The following is an 18,129-nucleotide window of genomic DNA, read 5'->3' as shown; positions in this document are numbered from 1 at the left end:
GACCAGTGATAACTGCGCCTAAGTGATGCCAGCAGATTTGAAGGAGCCCATAGATGGTTTCACGCGTAATCCCGGTAGACCCGTTCGATCTGGTGCTATTCGGCGCGACCGGTGATCTGGCGCAGCGCAAGATCTTACCCGGGCTCTATCATCGGTTCGAAGTCGGTCAGATGCCCGAAGACGCAAAGATTATCGGCACAGCGCGGTCCGACATGGACAGCGACGGGTTCCGGGACCAAATACACGCCTCGATGAGAGAATTTGCGCCTGCATTCAAAAAGGACGTTCTGGATCAGTTTCTAAGCCATGTTGAATATGTTCCCGTTGACGCAATGGGAGATTCTGGCTGGAAAGATCTTGCCAACACCTTGCGTCCTGACGTGGTACGCGCCTTCTACCTGTCAGTTGGTCCCAGCCTTTTCTCGGGCATCGCAAAACGGCTGAGCGATCATGGTTTGGCGACCCCTGACAGCCGTATCGTGGTCGAAAAACCCTTTGGCCACGACCTCGCGTCAGCCCGGGCGCTGAACTCCGGGCTGCGAGCCTGCTTTGAAGAGCACCAGATATATCGGATCGACCACTATTTGGGAAAGGAAACGGTGCAGAACCTGATGGCGCTGCGCTTTGCAAATTCCCTGTTCGAACCTCTCTGGAACGCGACACATGTCGATCACGTTCAAATTACCGTGGCCGAGACTGTTGGCGTCGAAGGGCGCGGGGCCTATTACGATCAGTCCGGTGCGATGCGGGATATGGTGCAGAACCACCTTGTTCAGCTTCTGTGTCTGACTGCGATGGAACCTCCGTCCAAATTTTCGCCCAACGCCGTGCGGGACGAGAAGGTCAAGGTGATCGAGGCGCTGGAGCCTGTTGCGCCGTCTGACATCGCACGCGGCCAATATCGTTCGAGCAAAGGTGGCGACGGTTATTTGGATCATGTTGGCAACCCCGCGAGCCGCACAGAAAGTTACATCGCTCTTAAGGCTCATATCGGCAACTGGCGCTGGGCCAGTGTGCCGTTCTATTTGCGAACTGGAAAACGCCTGCGGGCTCGCGAATCCGAAATCGCGGTGTTTTTCCGGGATCCGCCGCATACGATCTTCCCCAATGTCGGCGCGCTGCACGGCAACGTGCTGGTGATCCGCCTGCAACCGGACGAAGGTATTACCCTGCGAACAACGATTAAAGAACCGGGGCAGGGCGGGTTCCGCCTGTCAGATGTTGCACTGGACATGAGTTTTGCCGAGGCGCTTGGGGATGAGGCGCAATCGCCGGACGCCTATGAACGACTGATCATGGATGTCATTCGTGGCGACCAAACCCTGTTTATGCGCGGCGACGAAGCCGAAGCCGCCTGGGCCTGGGTTGATCCCATTATTCACAGTTGGGAAGAGCGTGGAGATCGCCCCGCGAAATATGATCAGGGCAGTTCCGGCCCAGAAGAAGCGCTGATGCTGATGCATCGCGATGGGCGCCGCTGGCGTCAGATCGGAGGGTAATCATGGTTAATACAGTCATCACCGACGTCACTCAACGCATCATCGACCGCAGCGCCGGACTGCGCGGCCCGCATATTGAGCGTATGGAACATGCCCGATCCAAGGGACCGGCGCGCGCGCATTTGTCTTGCAGCGGTCAAGCCCATGCCTATGCCGGTGCGGGTGAGGATCAGCAAGCGATGGCCACTGATACGGCCGGTAATCTGGGCATCGTCACCGCCTATAACGACATGCTTTCCGCCCACCAGCCGTTCGAGCGTTATCCCGGCCTGATCCGCGATGCGATCCGAGCCGCAGGTGGCACTGCACAAGTTGCGGGTGGCGTGCCAGCCATGTGTGACGGCGTCACCCAAGGCGAGGCGGGGATGGAGTTGTCTCTGTTTTCCCGCGACGTGATTGCCCTGGCGACCGGAGTGGCACTGAGCCACAACACCTACGATGCGGCCGTTTTCCTGGGCGTCTGTGACAAGATCGTTCCCGGTTTGATCATCGGCGCACAGGCGTTCGGCCACCTGCCCGCTGTGTTCCTGCCAGCCGGACCGATGACCAGCGGTTTGCCCAACGATGAAAAAGCAAAGATTCGCCAGAAATTTGCCGCAGGAGAGATCGGCCGTGACGAGCTTATGGCCGCTGAAATGGCCGCGTATCATGGACCGGGCACTTGTACTTTTTATGGCACCGCGAACACCAATCAGATGCTGATGGAATTCATGGGCCTGCACCTGCCGGGCTCCAGCTTTGTGAATCCCAACACGCCTCTGCGGGACGCACTGACCGAAGAAGGCGCGCGCCGCGCCCTGTCGCTGAGTGCGCTGGGCAACCACTATACACCAGTCTATCAGGTTTTGGATGAGCGGGCGTTTGTGAACGGCATCGTGGGTCTGATGGCCACGGGTGGGTCGACCAACCTGCTGATCCATCTGATCGCAATGGCGCGCGCAGGTGGTATCGTGTTGGATTGGCAGGATTTTTCTGACATTTCCGCCGTGGTGCCTTTGGTTGCACGGGTTTATCCGAACGGTCTGGCAGATGTGAACCACTTCCACGCAGCGGGTGGTCTTGGGTACTGCATTGGAACGCTACTGGAAGACGGGCTGCTGCACCCCGACACTCTAACCGTCGCGGGGCAGGGGCTGCAGAATTATACCAAAGAACCGAAGCTGAAGAACGGTGAGCTGGTTTGGGAAGACGGAGCTGGCCACAGCCTGAACGAAAAAATCGTCCGCCCGGCGAAAGACCCGTTCCAACCCACTGGTGGGTTGTCGCGCCTGACTGGCAATTTGGGCACCGGCGTGATGAAGGTTTCGGCCGTCGCCCCGGAACATCAGGTTGTCGAAGCACCTGTACGCATGTTCCATGATCAGGATGAGGCGAAAGCCGCGTTCAAGGCTGGAGAGTTCACAGGCGACGTCATCGTTGTTGTCCGGTTCCAGGGACCCAAAGCAAATGGCATGCCCGAGCTACACTCGCTGACGCCGATCCTGTCGATCTTGCAGGGCCGTGGGCAAAAGGTGGCGCTTGTAACCGATGGTCGTATGTCCGGCGCGTCCGGAAAAGTCCCTGCGGCGATCCATGTCTGCCCCGAGGCGCTCGATGGTGGGCCGATCGCTTACCTGAAGGATGGCGACATCTTGCGCGTCGATGCGGTGAAGGGTGAGTTGGAGATTGTCACCCCCGGGGTTCTGGACCGTGCGCCTGCCACTGCTGATCTGTCGGCCAACCAACACGGCGTGGGGCGTGACCTGTTCGCTACCTTCCGCCAAAATGTCGGATCAGCAGACACCGGCGCCAGTATTTTCGGAGTTTGACCCATGTCCAAAACCCAACGCACGCGTGAAATCTGCGCACTTGCGCCCATTGTTCCTGTCCTTGTCGTCGATGATGCGGCTCAGGCGCGACCATTGGCAGAGGCGCTTGTCGCAGGTGGCCTCCCCGCGCTTGAGGTTACTCTGCGTACACCCGCCGCGCTGGACGCGATCCGCGCGATGGCGGATGTGCCGGGCGGCGTCGTCGGCGCAGGAACTTTGGTGACGCCCGAAGATGTGCGCGCCGCGAAAGAGGCAGGCGCGCAATTCGGGGTCTCGCCCGGTGCCACCGACATTCTGATCGCGGCTTGCGAGGCCGAAGGCCTGCCCTTGTTGCCCGGCGCCGCCACAGCCAGTGAGGCGATGTGTCTGTTGGAAAAGGGCTATGACATGCTCAAGTTCTTCCCGGCCGAAGCATCGGGTGGTGCACCGGCGTTGAAGGCGATCGGCGCACCGTTGCCGCAAATCAAGTTTTGCCCGACCGGTGGTGTGTCCCCCGAAAATGCAAAGGATTACCTGTCCTTGTCCAATGTGGTCTGCGCGGGCGGAAGCTGGGTTGCGCCGAAAAAGATGGTCATTGATGGGGATTGGGCCGGTATCGAAAACCTTGCGCGCGCGGCCTCCAAGCTGATGGATTGACGCCGCTTAAAGCTGCGCTAGGGTGGGCGTCAATTCATACAGGTTGATCCCATGATAGACCCCATTTCCCTGGCGCAAGGGCGCGAGTATCTGGCGATTCCAGGACCTTCGGTCATCCCGGATGCGGTGTTGCAAGCCATGCACCGCCCGTCACCGAATATCTACGAGGGCGAGCTGATCGAGATGATGCCGTCGCTGACCCGCGATCTGTGCCGCGTGGCGCGGACCGAGCATAGCGTTGCAATCTATATCTCTAACGGCCACGGAACGTGGGAAGCCGCGCTGTCCAACGTCATCGCACCCGGTGAAACGGTTCTAGCCCCCGCATCTGGCCGATTTACCCATGGCTGGGCCGAGATGGCCGAGGGTATCGGCGCCAAGGTTCAATTGATCGACTTCGGCTCGTCCACAGCATGGGACTTCGACCGTATTGCCGAGGCGTTGCGTGGCGACAAGGCCCACAAGATCAAGGCGGTGTTGGCCGTTCATGTGGACACCTCAAGTTCAATCCGGAACGACATTCCAGCCCTGCGCGCTTTGCTGGACGATCTGGGCCACCCGGCGCTTTTGATGGCGGATTGCATTGCCTCGATGGGGTGTGACCGGTTCGAAATGGATACCTGGGGCGTCGACGTCACAGTTACGGCCTGTCAGAAGGGGCTGATGACACCCGCTGGCACCGGCTTTGTCTTCTTCAATGACAAAGCACAGGCCAAGCGTGCCGCTATGCCGCGTGTATCGCAATACTGGGACTGGCAGCCACGATCCAACCCCGAGCTGTTCTATCAGTATTTTAATGGCACCGCGCCAACCCATCACCTCTACGGTTTGCGCGCGGCCTTAAACATGATCCATGCCGAGGGGATGGAACAGGTTTGGGCGCGTCACGAACGCCTTGCCACGGCGATCTGGGAAGCGTGTGAAATTTGGGCGCAAGGTGGCGCGCTGCATCTGAATTCCGCTGATCGTCTACATCGCAGCCACGCTGTCACCGCCTTGCGACTGACCGAGGAGCGCGGCACGCCATTGCGCAAGTTCACTGAAAACCAACTGGGGTTGACCCTTGGTATTGGTCTGGGGATGGACGACTGGGACGGATGCTTCCGTCTTGGCCATATGGGTCACGTCAACGGCCAGATGGTTATGGCTACGTTGGGCGGTGTGGAAACAGCCATGGCCGCACTAGATATCCCTCGCGGCAAAGGCGCATTAGAAGCTGCAGCTGCGGTGCTTGCGTCGAAGACCTAACGCCGCGCCTCGGCAAGCGCTTTTGGCAATGCTGTGGCAAAAGCATCCAGATCGGCTGCCTCGCCACAGCTGACGCGGATGCAGCGATTTTGCGGGGCGGCAAAGGGCATACGCACGAAAATGCCCTGCGCAACCAGCGAGTCCAGAACCGCCTTGGCAAAGGCTCCATCCTTCCCGCAATCAATGGCAACGAAGTTGGTGGCCGAGGGCAAGGGCGCTAAACCATTTTCTCGTGCAATATGGCCAATCCGGTCACGCGCTTCGGTAATCTTGGTCTGAACATGATTGAGCCACTCTGCATCCTTCAGTGCGGCCAGCGCACCGGCCTGCGCGGCTCGGTTCATTCCGAAATGGTTGCGCACCTTGTTGAAGGCTAAAATCAGGCCGGGTGCGCCGATGGCATAGCCAACCCGCGCGCCCGCCATGCCGTACACCTTGGAAAAAGTTCGCATCCGGATCACCCGCGGATCGTCTGCTGCCACAGGGGCGGCGGTGCCTTCAGGCGCACATTCCACATAGGCCTCGTCCAATACAAGCAAACACCCGTTGGGCAGATCGTCTAGCGCCGCCACGATATCCGCTCCGGAATGCCAGCTACCCATCGGGTTGTCAGGATTGGCCAGATACACCAGCTTGGCATCCACTTCACGTGCCTTGGCAAACAGCGCCGCCGGGTCCTCGTGGTCGTCGCGATATGGCACCTTGTGGAGTGTCCCCCCGAACCCTGCCACATGGTAGTTGAAGGTCGGGTATGCCCCATCTGAGGTGACAACCGCGTCCCCGGATCCGACCAGTAGCCGCACTAGGTAGCCCAACAGCCCGTCAATGCCTTCGCCAACCACGATGTTTTCCGACCCGACCCCATGGTGATCCGCCAATGCGGCACGCAGATCGTGGTTTTCCGGATCGCCATACATCCAGATCCCCGTTTCTGTCATTGCCGCTATGGCGCGCGGAGAGGGCCCAAACACGCTTTCATTTGCGCCCAGCCGCGCCACAAATGGCGCGCCACGCTGGCGTTCCTGCGTTTCGGGGCCAACAAACGGCACAGTTGCAGGCAGGGATTGGGCAAGCGGGGTATAGCGTGGCTCTGTCATGGGGGCAGATAAACGTAAGGTCATACGACAGGCAAGCTTGCGTTGCAGGATGCTGCTCCGCATTGTTCGCGTAACGATTAAAGGGAGGAGCGCGCATGCGCATTGTTTTGGGCTTGTTGATTGTCGGCCTCGCCTATCTGGTTTTCTGGCCGGTCCCGGTTCAACCGGTGGCATGGACCCCACCCGAAGCACCGGGTTTCACTGGTGACTTTGCGGAGAACAATGCGTTGGACCAGCTGGAGCTGATCTCGTTGCCTGACGGTGAGAAAGGCCCCGAAGACATTGCCATCATGCCCGACGGGTCCGTCTACACGACCAGCCTGTCCGGGGCTCTATACCAGATAGACGGCGAGGTCCCGGTGAAAGTTGACGACCTCGGTGGTCGGCCCTTGGGCCTGACGGTCGGTCCGGATGGGGTGCTTTACATCGCCGACAGCTTCCGCGGCATCATGCGATGGACCGGCCCCGGAACGCTGCAGCCAGTCGTGTCCGAGATAGACGGCGCGCCAGTGATCTATGCCAATCAATTGGACGTGGCGCAGGACGGGGCGATCTATTTCTCAAACTCGTCTGATCGGTTCGATCCAGAAACGATGGGTGGAACCAAACCGACCTCGGTTCTGACCATCTGGGAGCAATCGGACACAGGTTACGTTGCCCGCCACGCGCCCGATGGCACGACCGAGAAACTGGCCGAAGGCTTTGTCTATACGAACGGCGTCGCATTGTCGCCGAGTGAGGATTTTCTGCTGATCGCCGAAACCGGGCGCGCCAGAGTGCACAAACTTTGGCTGACAGGCCCGAAGGTCGGGCAGCAAGAGGTCCTGATGGACAATCTCCCAGGCTATCCCGACAACATCGAGGCACAGGGCGATGGTACGTATTGGATGGCATTTGCCAGCCCGCGCGTGCCGAGCGAGGCACTGATGCCATACCCGTTCTTGCGCAAGGTGATCTGGCGACTGGGGCCGACGGTGCGGCCTGCGCCGATCCATCGCGGGATGATGGTGCAGTTTGACGGCGACGGGAACATCCTGCAGACCTTGCAAGACCCCGGGGGTCGGCTGGGCATCACCACGGGTGGCAAGTTGGCCGGGGGACATTTCTACGTCATGACATTGGATTCGCCCTGGTTCGGGCGCATGCCTGCGTCAAATCTGCCCTAACGTTGAGGTGGAACTGCCTGATCCATCGGGGCATTGTACCCCTAACCGGAATTGAGAGGCCTGAGATGTCACGAGTATCCGTCGAATACAAAAATCACATCGCGCACGTAACTCTGACGCGCGGCGACAAGATGAATGCGCTGGATGATGCGATGATAAAGGCCATCATTTCTGCGGGGCAGGAGGTCGCTGCCTCGGATGCCCGTGCGGTGGTGCTATCGGGTGAAGGCAAAAGCTTTTGCGCGGGTCTGGACATGGCCAGCTTTGCGAGCATGGCGCAAACGGACCCGACCGAATGGTTGATGACCCGCAGCCACAAGGACGCCAATGAAGTGCAGGAAGTTGCCTTGGTTTGGCAACGCGTGCCCGTTCCCGTCATTTGTGCCATTCAGGGTGTTGCTTATGGCGGCGGTTTGCAACTTGCGCTGGGCGCTGACATCCGGATAGCACATCCCGAGGCTAAATTCGCCGTGATGGAGATGAAGTGGGGTCTGATCCCCGACATGGGCGGGATGGTTCTGCTGCCCAAGCTGGTCCGGTCGGATGTTTTACGCCTGTTGACCTATTCGGCCCGCCCCATCGGTGCCGCGCAGGCGGCGGACTGGGGGCTGGTTACCAAACTGTCGGATGACCCACTGACCGAGGCATTGGCCTTGGCCGAAGACATCGCTGGTCAAAGCCCTTCGGCCATCCGCGCGGCCAAGCGCCTGATAGAGGTTGCGGAAGCCAAGCCTCGCACAGAGGTGCTGCTGGAGGAGTCATCAGAGCAGGCGGAGCTGATCGGCAAACCGGATCAGATGGAGGTCATTGCGGCGAATTTGCAAGGTCGCAAGCCAGAGTTCAAATGATCTCGGCGCCTGTCACACGATTGATCCTGTACACCAAGGATATCGACAAGATGGTGCATTTCTATGAGACGCATTTTGGTTATGCTGCCCGCCAACTCGAAGGGGACCGGATTGTAGAGCTTGTGCCGGACGAAAACGGCTTGCGCTTGTTGTTGCATCCGGCCAGCAAGGCCGCCCGGCAGGGGCAAGCAGCGGTCAAAATTGTTTTTGATGTCGTGGACGTTGCTGGGTTTTGCAGACAAGCCGCGCAGCACGGGCTGAAATTTGGTTCGATCCACACGGCGGACGGCTACAGTTTCGCGAATGCCAAGGATCCGTCGGGAAACTCGATTTCCGTGTCAAGCAGGGCATTTACGCCCGGCAATTAACGCATAAAAGCCCGTCGTGCATCGCGGGCCATATTGTATCTCATCTCAAGCTCGGCGATCTTAGCCATAGTCACCTTACGCTCGTCAGCGTCGGACTGCGACGCATAGGTTTTGCGCGCGGCATCCAACTCTTTCTTGATGCTGAACTCTTCGGGAAGAACGCCTGCTTGCGCCATGATCCGATGACCGGCGGCGACGGCCGGATCGGTCTGTGCCTCGGACGAACGGTCAGGCAGCGGCTGGCCTTCGCCCTCCAGCCCCTCTAACTGACCTTCGGCTCGCGCCTTTTTGATCTGGCGTTCGACCAGTTTTCCGAGCGATCCAAACATAGGTTCATACTACTCGACCAGCACAGCGGGGGAAAGCTGTCATCTGGATCGGTTGGTAACCAGATAGGCGATACCACCTGCGGCCAAACCCCAGACTGCAGCGCCCAGGCCGAAGACGGTGATTCCTGATGCGGTTATGGCGAATGTCAGAATCGCCGCTTCGCGTTCGGCGGGAACTTCTAATGCAGCAAAGGTCGCATTTGCCATCACACCAATCAGGGCAATGCCGGTCAGAGTGCCCATGAGCAATGGGTCGGCGTGGGCCGCGAACCCGGTGATCGCCACGGCAAAGACGCCAAAGACGCAGTAAAATAGGCCTGCCATAACCGCTGACCAGTAACGCTGGTTCGGGTCCGGGTAGCTGTCTTCGTTTGAACACATCGCAGCGGTAATCGCGGCAAGGCACGTGGCCGGAGCGCCAAAGGGGGCAGACAGAATACTGGCTCCTCCGACGGCTGAGAACAACTTGCCAGCAATTGGCGCATACCCAAAGCTGCGCATGACGGCGATGCCGGGTATGTTTTGCGTAGCCATGGTGACGATGAACAGCGGGATGCTGATCCCGATCGCCGATGCGACCGAGAATGTTGGAATGGTCCAGACAGGGGCGGCGACCAGATGTTCGGGCTGGACCGAACCGTCAACGGCGTTCAATACAACGACGATTGCCGCGGTAACCACTGCGGCAGGAACTGCGATCAACCGATTGATCCGCCCGGCGATAAACCACGTCAGAATGACCGGCAGCGCTTGCCAGGGCAGCTCAACTGCCGCCTTGAAGGGAATGATGCACAAGGGCAGCAAAACCCCGCCCAGCATGGCCTGCGCAAGTGTTGTCGGGATAGCGGCCGCAAGCCGTCCAAGTGGACGCCACATTCCGGCAACAACCGTCAGGGCTCCGGCGCAAAGAAATGCACCAACCGAATCAGAAAATCCGACCAATGGGGTCGCCGAAACCGCCAGAAGGGCGGCACCGGGTGTTGACCATGCCACGCTGATCGGCTGCCGGTACCAAAGGCTGACCACGATCGCCGTCACACCCATTGCAACTGCTGCCATCATCAAACCGGATGCAGCCTCAGCTTCTGAAGCACCCATTGAAACAAGGCCCTGCAGCACAATCGGGAAAGAGCTGAAAAACCCTACGACCGCCACCACAAGCCCGGTCGAAATTGTCTGCACAGGAGGGAAAGGGCGCGCCATGAAGTCCTCGGAGCTGTCTGCAGAACTTGCTAACAATTGGAAGCGGATGAAAACAAGTTGAAATGCGTCACCGCATAACAAAAACCCGCCGAGCAAACGGCGGGTTTGGGGAATTCGAGAACCTACAAAAAGAGGAAAATCAGGCGATCTCGGCCAGACGGGCCAGCGCCTCGTCCAGTTTCGCCTCTTCCTCTTCGCGGGCGGCAAGGTTGGCTTTGGCTTCCGCGACAACCTCTTCCGGGGCCGAGGCCACGAATTTCGGGTTGTTCAGACGCCCGCGCAGACCGCCCAGTTCCTTGGCCAGTTTGCCCTTGGCTTTCTCCAGCCGTTCCTTTTCCGCGCCAATGTCGATGATATCCGCCAATGGTAGGCCGAAAGATGCGCCGGGGGCGGCAATCGAGATCGTACCTTTAGGCAGCTCATCCGCTTTGGTCAGGCTGTCGATCCGCGCCAGACGTTTAATCAGCGCCTCGTTGCGGTCCCACGCGGCTTGGCCATTGGCGTCGATCTCGGTCACCAGCATCGGCACATAGAGGCCGGCTGGAACCCGCATCTGTGCACGGGCCGAGCGGGTGTTTTCGATCACCGAGATCACCCAGTTCATCTCGCGATCCGCATCCGCGTCGATCAGGTCGACCGCAGAATAGGTTGGCCAATCGGCGTGGACAGCCATTTTGGCGCGGTCGCCGGTCAAGCCCCACAGCTCTTCGGTGATGAACGGCATGATCGGGTGCAGCAGGACCATGCATTGGTCCAGAACCCAACGCATCGTGGCGCGGGTTTCGGCCTGAGCCTCGGCATCGTCCCCTTGCAGCAGTGGCTTGGACAGCTCCACGTACCAGTCGCAAACCTTACCCCAGACAAAGGCATAAAGCCCGTTGGCCGCGTCGTTGAAGCGATAGCTTTCCAGCGCCGCGTCGACCTCTTCCCGCACACGTGCGGTTTCGCCGATGATCCAGCGGTTCACCGCAGCTTTGGGCTTCAGGTCAGCCACGTTCAGTTGAGGAACGGCGTCGGTGAAGACCTCGTTCATCTCGGCAAAGCGGACAGCATTCCACAGCTTGGTGCCAAAATTGCGATAGCCGGTGATGCGTTCACGGGACAGCTTCAGCACACCGCCAATTGCTGCCATCGAGGCGTTGGTGAACCGTAGCGCGTCGGCGCCGAATTCGTCCACGATCTCAAGCGGGTCGATGACGTTGCCGGTGGTCTTGGACATCTTCTTGCCCTTCTCGTCGCGAACGAGCTGGTGCAGGTAGACGGTATGGAACGGTATCTCGTTTACCACGGCCAGGTGCATCATCATCATCCGGGCGACCCAGAAGAACAGGATATCTGCGCCGGTGATGAGCACATCAGTCGGGAAATAGCGCTCCATCTCTTCGGTCTGTTCGGGCCATCCCAGCGTGCCGATCGGCCAGAGGCCGGAGGAGAACCAGGTGTCGAGGACGTCGGGGTCGCGCCAGACCGGATAGATCAGATTGGTTGGGTCTTGTTCGACCGCATACTGAGCGAGACTTTCAGCAAACCGATGGATCGCCTCGTGTTTGTCTGAAACTTCAACAACAGATGCGTGGCTCAGCGGGCTGGGAATGTTGGCGTTGTCGTCCAGGAATTTCTCGGTGACTGCATCCAAGCTGGTTGCGCATTCCATGACATTGCCACGGTGCAGCATGCCACCTTCATTCAGCAACCGGCCCAGTTCAACCAGATCCAGGTCACCATCATCTTCGTCATCGATGAAGTCTTCTGCGGACAGGTCGAGACCATACCAAACCGGTATCTGGTGCCCCCACCACAACTGGCGCGAGATGCACCAGGGCTCGATGTTTTCCAGCCAGTGGTAATAGGTCTTCTCGCCCGACTCAGGGATGATCTTGACCGTGCCGTCCTTAACCGCATCCAGCGCGGGGCCGACGATCTTTTCGGCATCCACGAACCACTGATCGGTGAACATTGGCTCGATCACAACTTTCGAGCGGTCGCCGAAGGGCTGCATAATCGGCTTGCTCTCGACCAGCGGCACCAGTGCAGACGGGTCGTCATCTTCGCCCAGCTTGGTGCCCAGAACCGGGTCATCCGCACGGGTCATCACAGCCAGACCGTCGGCGTTGATCTCTTCGACCACTTTCGCGCGCGCCTCGAACCGGTCGAGACCCCGCAGATGGTCGGGAACGAGGTTAATCGCGTCGATCTCGTTCTCGGTGAACGCGCGACCACGTGCGTATTCCTGCGCCTTGTCCGCCTCTTCGGCGTAAGGCGCGCCATCTGCCCGCATCGCACCTTTGGTGTCCATCAGGCGGTACATCGGAATGCCGCCGCGCTTGGCGACCATGTTGTCGTTAAAGTCATGCGCGCCAGTGATCTTCACCGCGCCCGAGCCGAAATCGGGATCGGGGTAGTCATCGGTGATGATCGGAATCTGGCGGCGATGCTCTTTCGGACCAACCGGGATTTCGCAGAGTTTCCCAACGATTGGCGCATACCGTTCATCCGACGGATGAACGGCCACCGCGCCGTCGCCCAGCATGGTTTCAGGGCGGGTCGTGGCGATCGAGATGTAATCGCGCTCCTCTTCGAGGATGACGTTCCCATCCTCGTCCTTTTCGACGTAGGTATAGGTCTCACCACCAGCCAGAGGGTACTTGAAGTGCCACATATGACCGGGCGTCTCAATATTCTCGACCTCAAGGTCCGAGATCGCGGTCTCAAAATGCGGATCCCAGTTGACCAGCCGCTTGCCGCGATAGATCAGGCCCTTTTCGTACATATCGACGAAGACCTTGATGACGGCATCGTGGAAGTTGGCCGAGTTCTCGTGCCCGGTCCGCGGATCACGCGGTGCGCCCGCCATGGTAAAGGCGTTGCGCGACCAATCGCAGGACGACCCTAGTCGTTTCAACTGCTCAATGATCGTGCCGCCGTATTCGCCCTTCCATTCCCAAACCTTGTCAAGAAACGCCTCACGTCCCAGCTCGTTTCGGCTGGGCTGTTGGGTGGCGGCCAGCATCTTTTCCACCTGCATCTGGGTGGCGATACCGGCATGGTCCTGACCAGGTTGCCACAGCGTGTCGAAGCCGCGCATCCGGTGCCAGCGGGTCAGGATGTCCTGCAGCGTGTTGTTGAAGGCGTGGCCCACGTGCAATGCGCCCGTCACGTTGGGCGGCGGGATCATGATGGTAAAGCTTTCGTCGCGCGATCTGTTCGCGCCTGCCTTGAAGGCTCCGGCCTGTTCCCAGGCCTCATAAATGCGGGCCTCGGCCTCGGCCGCGTTGAATGTCTTTTCCATCGCCATAGGATGCGTCCTGCGTCAACAAATTCGGGTCAGCGCCTGCAATAGCGAATGCGTAAGGGAAGGGGAAGGGTTGTATGTTATTCAGCCCGGGCAAAGCGCGCGCGAAAGTAGACCTGAACACGCTGGTAGGCCGGTTCATGGAAATCCAGCGTCAGCAATGAGTGGTCGTTGCCGTCAAATTCCACCGTCTCAAGATGATCACCGAAAGCATCCTTCCGGGCGCCTATATGCCTTTCTTAGGCAAGTTTGTCATCGGCGTAGCGCATGACGAGGCCGTGGTCCTTCCGTGCCATGCCCGCGCGGGCGTCGCCACCGACATACACGTCGTGGGTGGCTTCGCTGCCTCTAGTCAGCAGGGCGGTGAACGGAAATACGCTGTCATGTGCCTATGTCATGACCTGTAGGTTAACCAAAAAATGACTGGCAAGACGCGGGGAAGCTGTCTGTTCGACTGGACATCGCCTTGGGCTGGGCTACGGTCGCCATCGCAGGAGGATCATCGCATGGAAAAGTTCGGCAAAAGCCAGCCCGTCAAACGGACAGAAGATCAGCGGTTTCTGACCGGGCAAGGACGATACATGGACGATGATGTACCCGAAGATGCTCTGTTCGCAGCTTTTTTTCGCAGCCCGGTTGCCCATGGTCGGATCACGGCGCTGGATCTGGATGCCGCGCGTGAGGCGGAAGGGGTGCGCCTTGTCATGACGCTGGATGATCTCACGGCGGCGGGGATCGACACTGTGATGAATGCAGCAACTGTGCAGAACCGCGATGGCTCTCAGACCCTTGCGCCTGACAGGCATATGCTGGCCCAAGACCGCGTCCGATTTGTCGGCGAACCTGTGGCTGTCGTGATCGCAGACACGCTATTGCAGGCGCGAGATGCGGTTGAGATGATCTGGATGGACACGGATGATCTGCCGGCAAAACTGGATGTCGTAGCCGGTGGCGAACCACTGCATGATCAGGTCGCCGACAATCGTGCTTTTGATTGGGGGTTGGGCGATGAAGCAGCAACCGATGCCGCCTTTCAGGCTGCCGCGCATACCGTTTCGCTGGATGTGGCCGACAACCGCGTGATCATCACCTCAATCGAGCCACGGGGATGTCAGGCCAATTGGGTCGATGGACGTTTGCACTTTGCCTATGGTGGGCAAGGCGTCTGGGCGATGCGGGGGCAGTTGGCGCAAAAGCTAAAACTGAAACCCGAGGCGATCCGTGTTACCACCCCCGATGTGGGCGGCGGGTTCGGCATGAAAGTCATGCCATACCCTGAGTATTTTTGCGTCTCAGTCGCTGCGATGAAACTCGGGCAGCCTGTTCATTGGATGTCTGACCGATCCGAGGCGATGCTGTCGGATCATCACGGTCGCGACCTAACCTCTTTGGCTGAGCTCGCCTTTGACGAGGACCTGAAAATCACGGCCTACCGGGTGCACAGCAAGGTAAATCTGGGTGCGTATAGCAGTCATTTCGGGCAAGCGATCCAGACCAATCTTTTCAGCAAGGTGTTGATGGGTGTTTATGACGTTCAAACGACGTATCTGCGGGTTGAGGGGTTCTATACCAACACCACGCAAGTCGACGCCTATCGGGGGGCAGGGCGGCCCGAGGCGATCTATGTTCTGGAACGTGCAATGGATCGCGCCGCGCGCCATCTGGGCGTCGATCCTTGTGAGTTGCGCCGCAGGAATTTCATCCCGCCGGAAAACTTCCCCTACAAAACCGCGACCGGCGAAATCTATGACGTGGGTGATTTCGATATGGTCCTGTCCCGTGCATATGCCCAGACCCAAGGGTTCGCGACGCGAAAAACTGCAGATGCGGAACGTGGCCTGATCCGGGGGCGCGGCTTGTGTTACTATATCGAAAGCATTTTGGGTGACCCTTCGGAAAACGCGAAAGTCGAGTTCTGCGAGGATGGCACGGTGAACCTTTATGTCGGCACCCAATCGAACGGGCAGGGGCATGAGACGGTTTACGCGCAATTCCTGTCAGACCAGACCGGAGTTCCGATGGACCAGATCAATGTGGTCCAGGGTGACAGCGATCAGTTGCCACATGGTGGCGGGACTGGCGGGTCACGTTCAGTCACGGTGCAAAGTACCGCCACGCTGGCGACCATCGACGTCATGATCGCCGCATTCACGCCGTATCTGGCGGATAAGATGGGGGTGGAGGAAAGTGATGTGCGTTTCGACCACGAAACCTTCCGCGCACCAGGGTCAAACCTGACGCCCACGATGAGCGAAGCCGCGGATATGGCCCGCGCCGATGGGCGCGCCGACCTGCTGAGCCATGAGGCCAGCGCCAATCTGGATGCGCGCAGCTATCCCAATGGCGCACATGTTGCCGAAGTCGTAATCGATTCTTACACCGGTGAAACCTGGGTCGACCAATATACGATCGTTGATGATTTCGGTAATCTTATCAATCCGATGTTGGCCGAAGGACAGGTGCATGGCGGGGTGGTGCAGGGCATCGGTCAGGCGTTGACGGAACGTGTTGTGCATGATGCGCAGGGGCAACTGCTCACGGCTTCGTTGATGGATTACGCCTTGCCCCGCGCGGCCGAGATACCCATGATTAAGTTTACCTCGGCGCCGGTTCCGTCAACTTCCAACCCGATGGGGATGAAAGGATGCGGAGAGGCCGGCACCGTCGGCGCGCTGGCCGCGGTGGCAAACGCGGTTCAGGATGCGCTCTGGGATTACGGGGTGCGGCAGGCCGATATGCCTTTCACACCTCATAAAGTATGGGAATTGCTGAACGATGGTTCTGACGCGGCTGAGTAAAAAGGTTCTGGGATGGCTCGGGCGGCCCTTACGGTCCGAGCATTCCGCCGAGGCGCTTCACCGCGAGCCCGTCAGCCACGTGATTATCTTGGACGGCACCATGTCGACGTTGGAGCCGGGCTATGAAACCCATGCGGGCCAAACCCTGCGACTATGCCGCGAAATGGGCAGCAAAGTGTCCGTCTTTTACGAATCTGGTGTGCAATGGGAAAGCTGGAAATCCTCGCTGGACGTGATGATGGGGCGCGGGATCAACCGCCAGATCCGCCGCGCATATGGCTATCTCGCCTCACGCTACAAACCCGGCGACCGTATCTATTTCATCGGCTATTCGCGCGGCGCTTACGGTGTGCGCAGCCTTGCTGGCGTGATCGATATGATCGGTCTGCTCAAGGCTGAACATGCGACCGTTCGCAACATCAAGCAGGCCTACCGCCACTATGAATGCAACGCCAGCGGGTCGGCCGCGGCCGAATTCCGGCGGCAATTCTGTCACGAAGATGTGGCGATTGAGATGGTCGGCGTCTGGGATACGGTCAAAGCGCTGGGTATGCGTCTGCCGCTGCTGTGGCGCTGGGCCGAAGAGCGTCACGCCTTTCACACCCACCAGCTTGGCCCGGCGACGCGCCACGGCTATCACGCAATGGCGCTGGACGAGACCCGCGAGGTGTTCGAGCCGGTCCTGTGGAAATGTACCCCGGAATTCAAAGGTCATGTCGAGCAGGTCTGGTTCCGCGGCACACATGGCGATGTCGGTGGCCAATTGAACGGGTTCGAAGAGGCGCGTCCGCTGAGTAACATCTCGTTGGTCTGGATGCTGGATAAGGCAGAACTTCATGGTCTGCCGCTACCCGAAGGCTGGCGTGATCAGTTCCCGACGGATACCTCTGCCCGTTCTGTTGGAACTTGGCGTGGTTGGGGCAAGATTTTTCTGCTGCGGAAGCATCGGAAGGTGGGCCGCGACCGGTCAGAGAAACTCCACGTCTCGGTCTCGCCGGATGAATTACCGGGCTGGGTTCCGATGCCGGATCTGCCGTCGCATCCGGCGCAGTAGAACTTACTTTGGAACGCAGACGTTTCTGACCGGTTCGATCAGTGCATCCGGGCGTTCTACAAGATCGAAACGCCAATGTCTTGGAGACCAATTGTAAACCCTTTGATCGTCGGGATGATCTACGATCATCAAACCGTGAAAGTACCATTCAGACGTCGATTTGTACCCGGTTTTTGTTGTGTAGAATGAGAATCCACGTAGCCCGTGCAGGGCTTCTATCGGAGAATTCTCTGAATGTTCGGCGATGCAATAGGGTGAACCGTCCGCGATCAACCGTGCTTGCAACAAGAGCATCGGAATCGTCAGCAGGGACCAGAACGCGATCAGAGTCGAGATCGATATCCCGATTTTTGCAATCCATGATGGATTTGGCTTCCCATCACGACCCGACCAAATGAGAAAACTCGATGCAATTGCGATCGTTAAGCTGATCCCATGTAATAGCTGAGTGTCCGAAGATAGGGCGAGCACACCGGATGCCAGTGTCAGCAGCAATCCAATCACAACTGACGAGATCGCCAGAAATACCGCTAGAGGACGCGGGATTGGACACAGTCCCAGCAAGGCAAGTCCGCCAATGCATATGGGTGTGGCGGGGAGGAACCAAACGAGCAGAAACAAGCCTTGAATGAACAATAGCAGGGAATTTCTGTCCGTGTTTGGTTCGAACAATTGCGGATCTCACGGCTGCATATAGGCAGTAAAGATCAGCACAGCATAGGCGAAGAATAGGGCCTTGTATCTCAACCTTGGTTGAATAGCAGAATCTCTCGGGTTAAAAAT

General features: G+C 58.8%; 15 protein-coding genes. 10 read left to right on the top strand and 5 right to left on the bottom strand.

The window, feature by feature from the left end; translation table 11 throughout:
- Positions 1 to 53: 53 nt before the first annotated feature.
- The 4 genes from zwf to AC2FI8_RS17025 are packed head-to-tail and all read left to right on the top strand — an operon-like array spanning position 54 to position 5,191.
- Positions 54 to 1,499: a glucose-6-phosphate dehydrogenase gene (gene zwf / locus AC2FI8_RS17040; RefSeq protein ID WP_496780289.1), complete on the top strand. Its 1,446-nt coding sequence runs from the start codon at positions 54 to 56 to the stop codon at positions 1,497 to 1,499.
- Positions 1,500 to 1,501: 2 nt separating this feature from the next.
- Positions 1,502 to 3,307, top strand: coding sequence for a phosphogluconate dehydratase (edd, locus tag AC2FI8_RS17035; RefSeq protein WP_496780287.1), 1,806 nt, complete (start codon positions 1,502 to 1,504; stop codon positions 3,305 to 3,307).
- Positions 3,308 to 3,310: 3 nt separating this feature from the next.
- Positions 3,311 to 3,943: a bifunctional 4-hydroxy-2-oxoglutarate aldolase/2-dehydro-3-deoxy-phosphogluconate aldolase gene (locus AC2FI8_RS17030; protein WP_496780283.1), complete on the top strand. Its 633-nt coding sequence runs from the start codon at positions 3,311 to 3,313 to the stop codon at positions 3,941 to 3,943.
- A 51-nt stretch (positions 3,944 to 3,994) separates the two neighbouring features.
- On the top strand, positions 3,995 to 5,191 hold the full coding sequence (locus tag AC2FI8_RS17025; RefSeq protein WP_496780281.1) for a pyridoxal-phosphate-dependent aminotransferase family protein: 1,197 nt from the start codon (positions 3,995 to 3,997) through the stop codon (positions 5,189 to 5,191).
- Here AC2FI8_RS17025 and AC2FI8_RS17020 read toward each other — a convergent pair.
- Positions 5,188 to 6,288: a pyridoxal phosphate-dependent aminotransferase gene (locus AC2FI8_RS17020; protein WP_496736778.1), complete on the bottom strand. Its 1,101-nt coding sequence runs from the start codon at positions 6,286 to 6,288 to the stop codon at positions 5,188 to 5,190. The genes AC2FI8_RS17025 and AC2FI8_RS17020 overlap by 4 nt on opposite strands.
- Positions 6,289 to 6,383: 95 nt before the next feature.
- Between AC2FI8_RS17020 and AC2FI8_RS17015 the strand changes: the two genes are divergently transcribed.
- The 3 genes from AC2FI8_RS17015 to AC2FI8_RS17005 all read left to right on the top strand — a co-directional run bounded on the left by AC2FI8_RS17015 (position 6,384) and on the right by AC2FI8_RS17005 (position 8,670).
- A complete protein-coding gene (locus AC2FI8_RS17015; protein ID WP_496768177.1) occupies positions 6,384 to 7,454 on the top strand; it encodes an SMP-30/gluconolactonase/LRE family protein in 1,071 nt (356 codons plus the stop codon).
- Between the two features lie 65 nt (positions 7,455 to 7,519).
- Positions 7,520 to 8,302 carry a crotonase/enoyl-CoA hydratase family protein gene (locus tag AC2FI8_RS17010; RefSeq protein WP_496726022.1) on the top strand — a complete coding sequence of 261 codons (783 nt, stop codon included), beginning with the start codon at positions 7,520 to 7,522 and terminating at the stop codon, positions 8,300 to 8,302.
- Positions 8,299 to 8,670, top strand: a complete 372-nt coding sequence (locus AC2FI8_RS17005; RefSeq protein ID WP_496780279.1) for a VOC family protein — start codon at positions 8,299 to 8,301, stop codon at positions 8,668 to 8,670. The genes AC2FI8_RS17010 and AC2FI8_RS17005 overlap by 4 nt, the downstream gene beginning before the upstream one ends.
- Here the strand turns inward: AC2FI8_RS17005 and AC2FI8_RS17000 are convergent.
- From AC2FI8_RS17000 to AC2FI8_RS16990, 3 genes are all read right to left on the bottom strand, one after another.
- Positions 8,667 to 8,999 (bottom strand): DnaJ family domain-containing protein, encoded by a 333-nt coding sequence (locus tag AC2FI8_RS17000; protein ID WP_496726024.1) that lies wholly within the window; start codon positions 8,997 to 8,999, stop codon positions 8,667 to 8,669. The two genes, AC2FI8_RS17005 and AC2FI8_RS17000, sit on opposite strands and share 4 nt — an antisense overlap.
- 39 nt (positions 9,000 to 9,038) lie before the next feature.
- Positions 9,039 to 10,202 (bottom strand): benzoate/H(+) symporter BenE family transporter, encoded by a 1,164-nt coding sequence (locus tag AC2FI8_RS16995; RefSeq protein ID WP_496768183.1) that lies wholly within the window; start codon positions 10,200 to 10,202, stop codon positions 9,039 to 9,041.
- A gap of 139 nt (positions 10,203 to 10,341) precedes the next feature.
- Positions 10,342 to 13,497: a valine--tRNA ligase gene (locus AC2FI8_RS16990; RefSeq protein WP_496780277.1), complete on the bottom strand. Its 3,156-nt coding sequence runs from the start codon at positions 13,495 to 13,497 to the stop codon at positions 10,342 to 10,344.
- 161 nt (positions 13,498 to 13,658) lie between these two features.
- Here AC2FI8_RS16990 and AC2FI8_RS16985 point away from each other — a divergent pair, with 161 nt between their 5' ends.
- From AC2FI8_RS16985 to AC2FI8_RS16975, 3 genes are all read left to right on the top strand, one after another.
- A complete protein-coding gene (locus AC2FI8_RS16985) occupies positions 13,659 to 13,901 on the top strand; it encodes a hypothetical protein (RefSeq protein WP_496780275.1) in 243 nt (80 codons plus the stop codon).
- Between the two features lie 99 nt (positions 13,902 to 14,000).
- Positions 14,001 to 16,292: a xanthine dehydrogenase family protein molybdopterin-binding subunit gene (locus AC2FI8_RS16980; protein ID WP_496780273.1), complete on the top strand. Its 2,292-nt coding sequence runs from the start codon at positions 14,001 to 14,003 to the stop codon at positions 16,290 to 16,292.
- A complete protein-coding gene (locus AC2FI8_RS16975) occupies positions 16,270 to 17,346 on the top strand; it encodes a T6SS phospholipase effector Tle1-like catalytic domain-containing protein (RefSeq protein WP_496740535.1) in 1,077 nt (358 codons plus the stop codon). The genes AC2FI8_RS16980 and AC2FI8_RS16975 overlap by 23 nt, the downstream gene beginning before the upstream one ends.
- A 3-nt stretch (positions 17,347 to 17,349) precedes the next feature.
- Here AC2FI8_RS16975 and AC2FI8_RS16970 read toward each other — a convergent pair whose 3' ends face one another.
- Entirely contained in the window at positions 17,350 to 17,910 is a 561-nt protein-coding gene (locus AC2FI8_RS16970) for a hypothetical protein (protein WP_496780271.1), read from the bottom strand.
- Between the last annotated feature and the right edge of the window lie 219 nt (positions 17,911 to 18,129).

The organism is Ruegeria sp. CDSB029, assembly GCF_059611125.1.
This window is presented reverse-complemented; position numbering and strand designations above follow the sequence as displayed.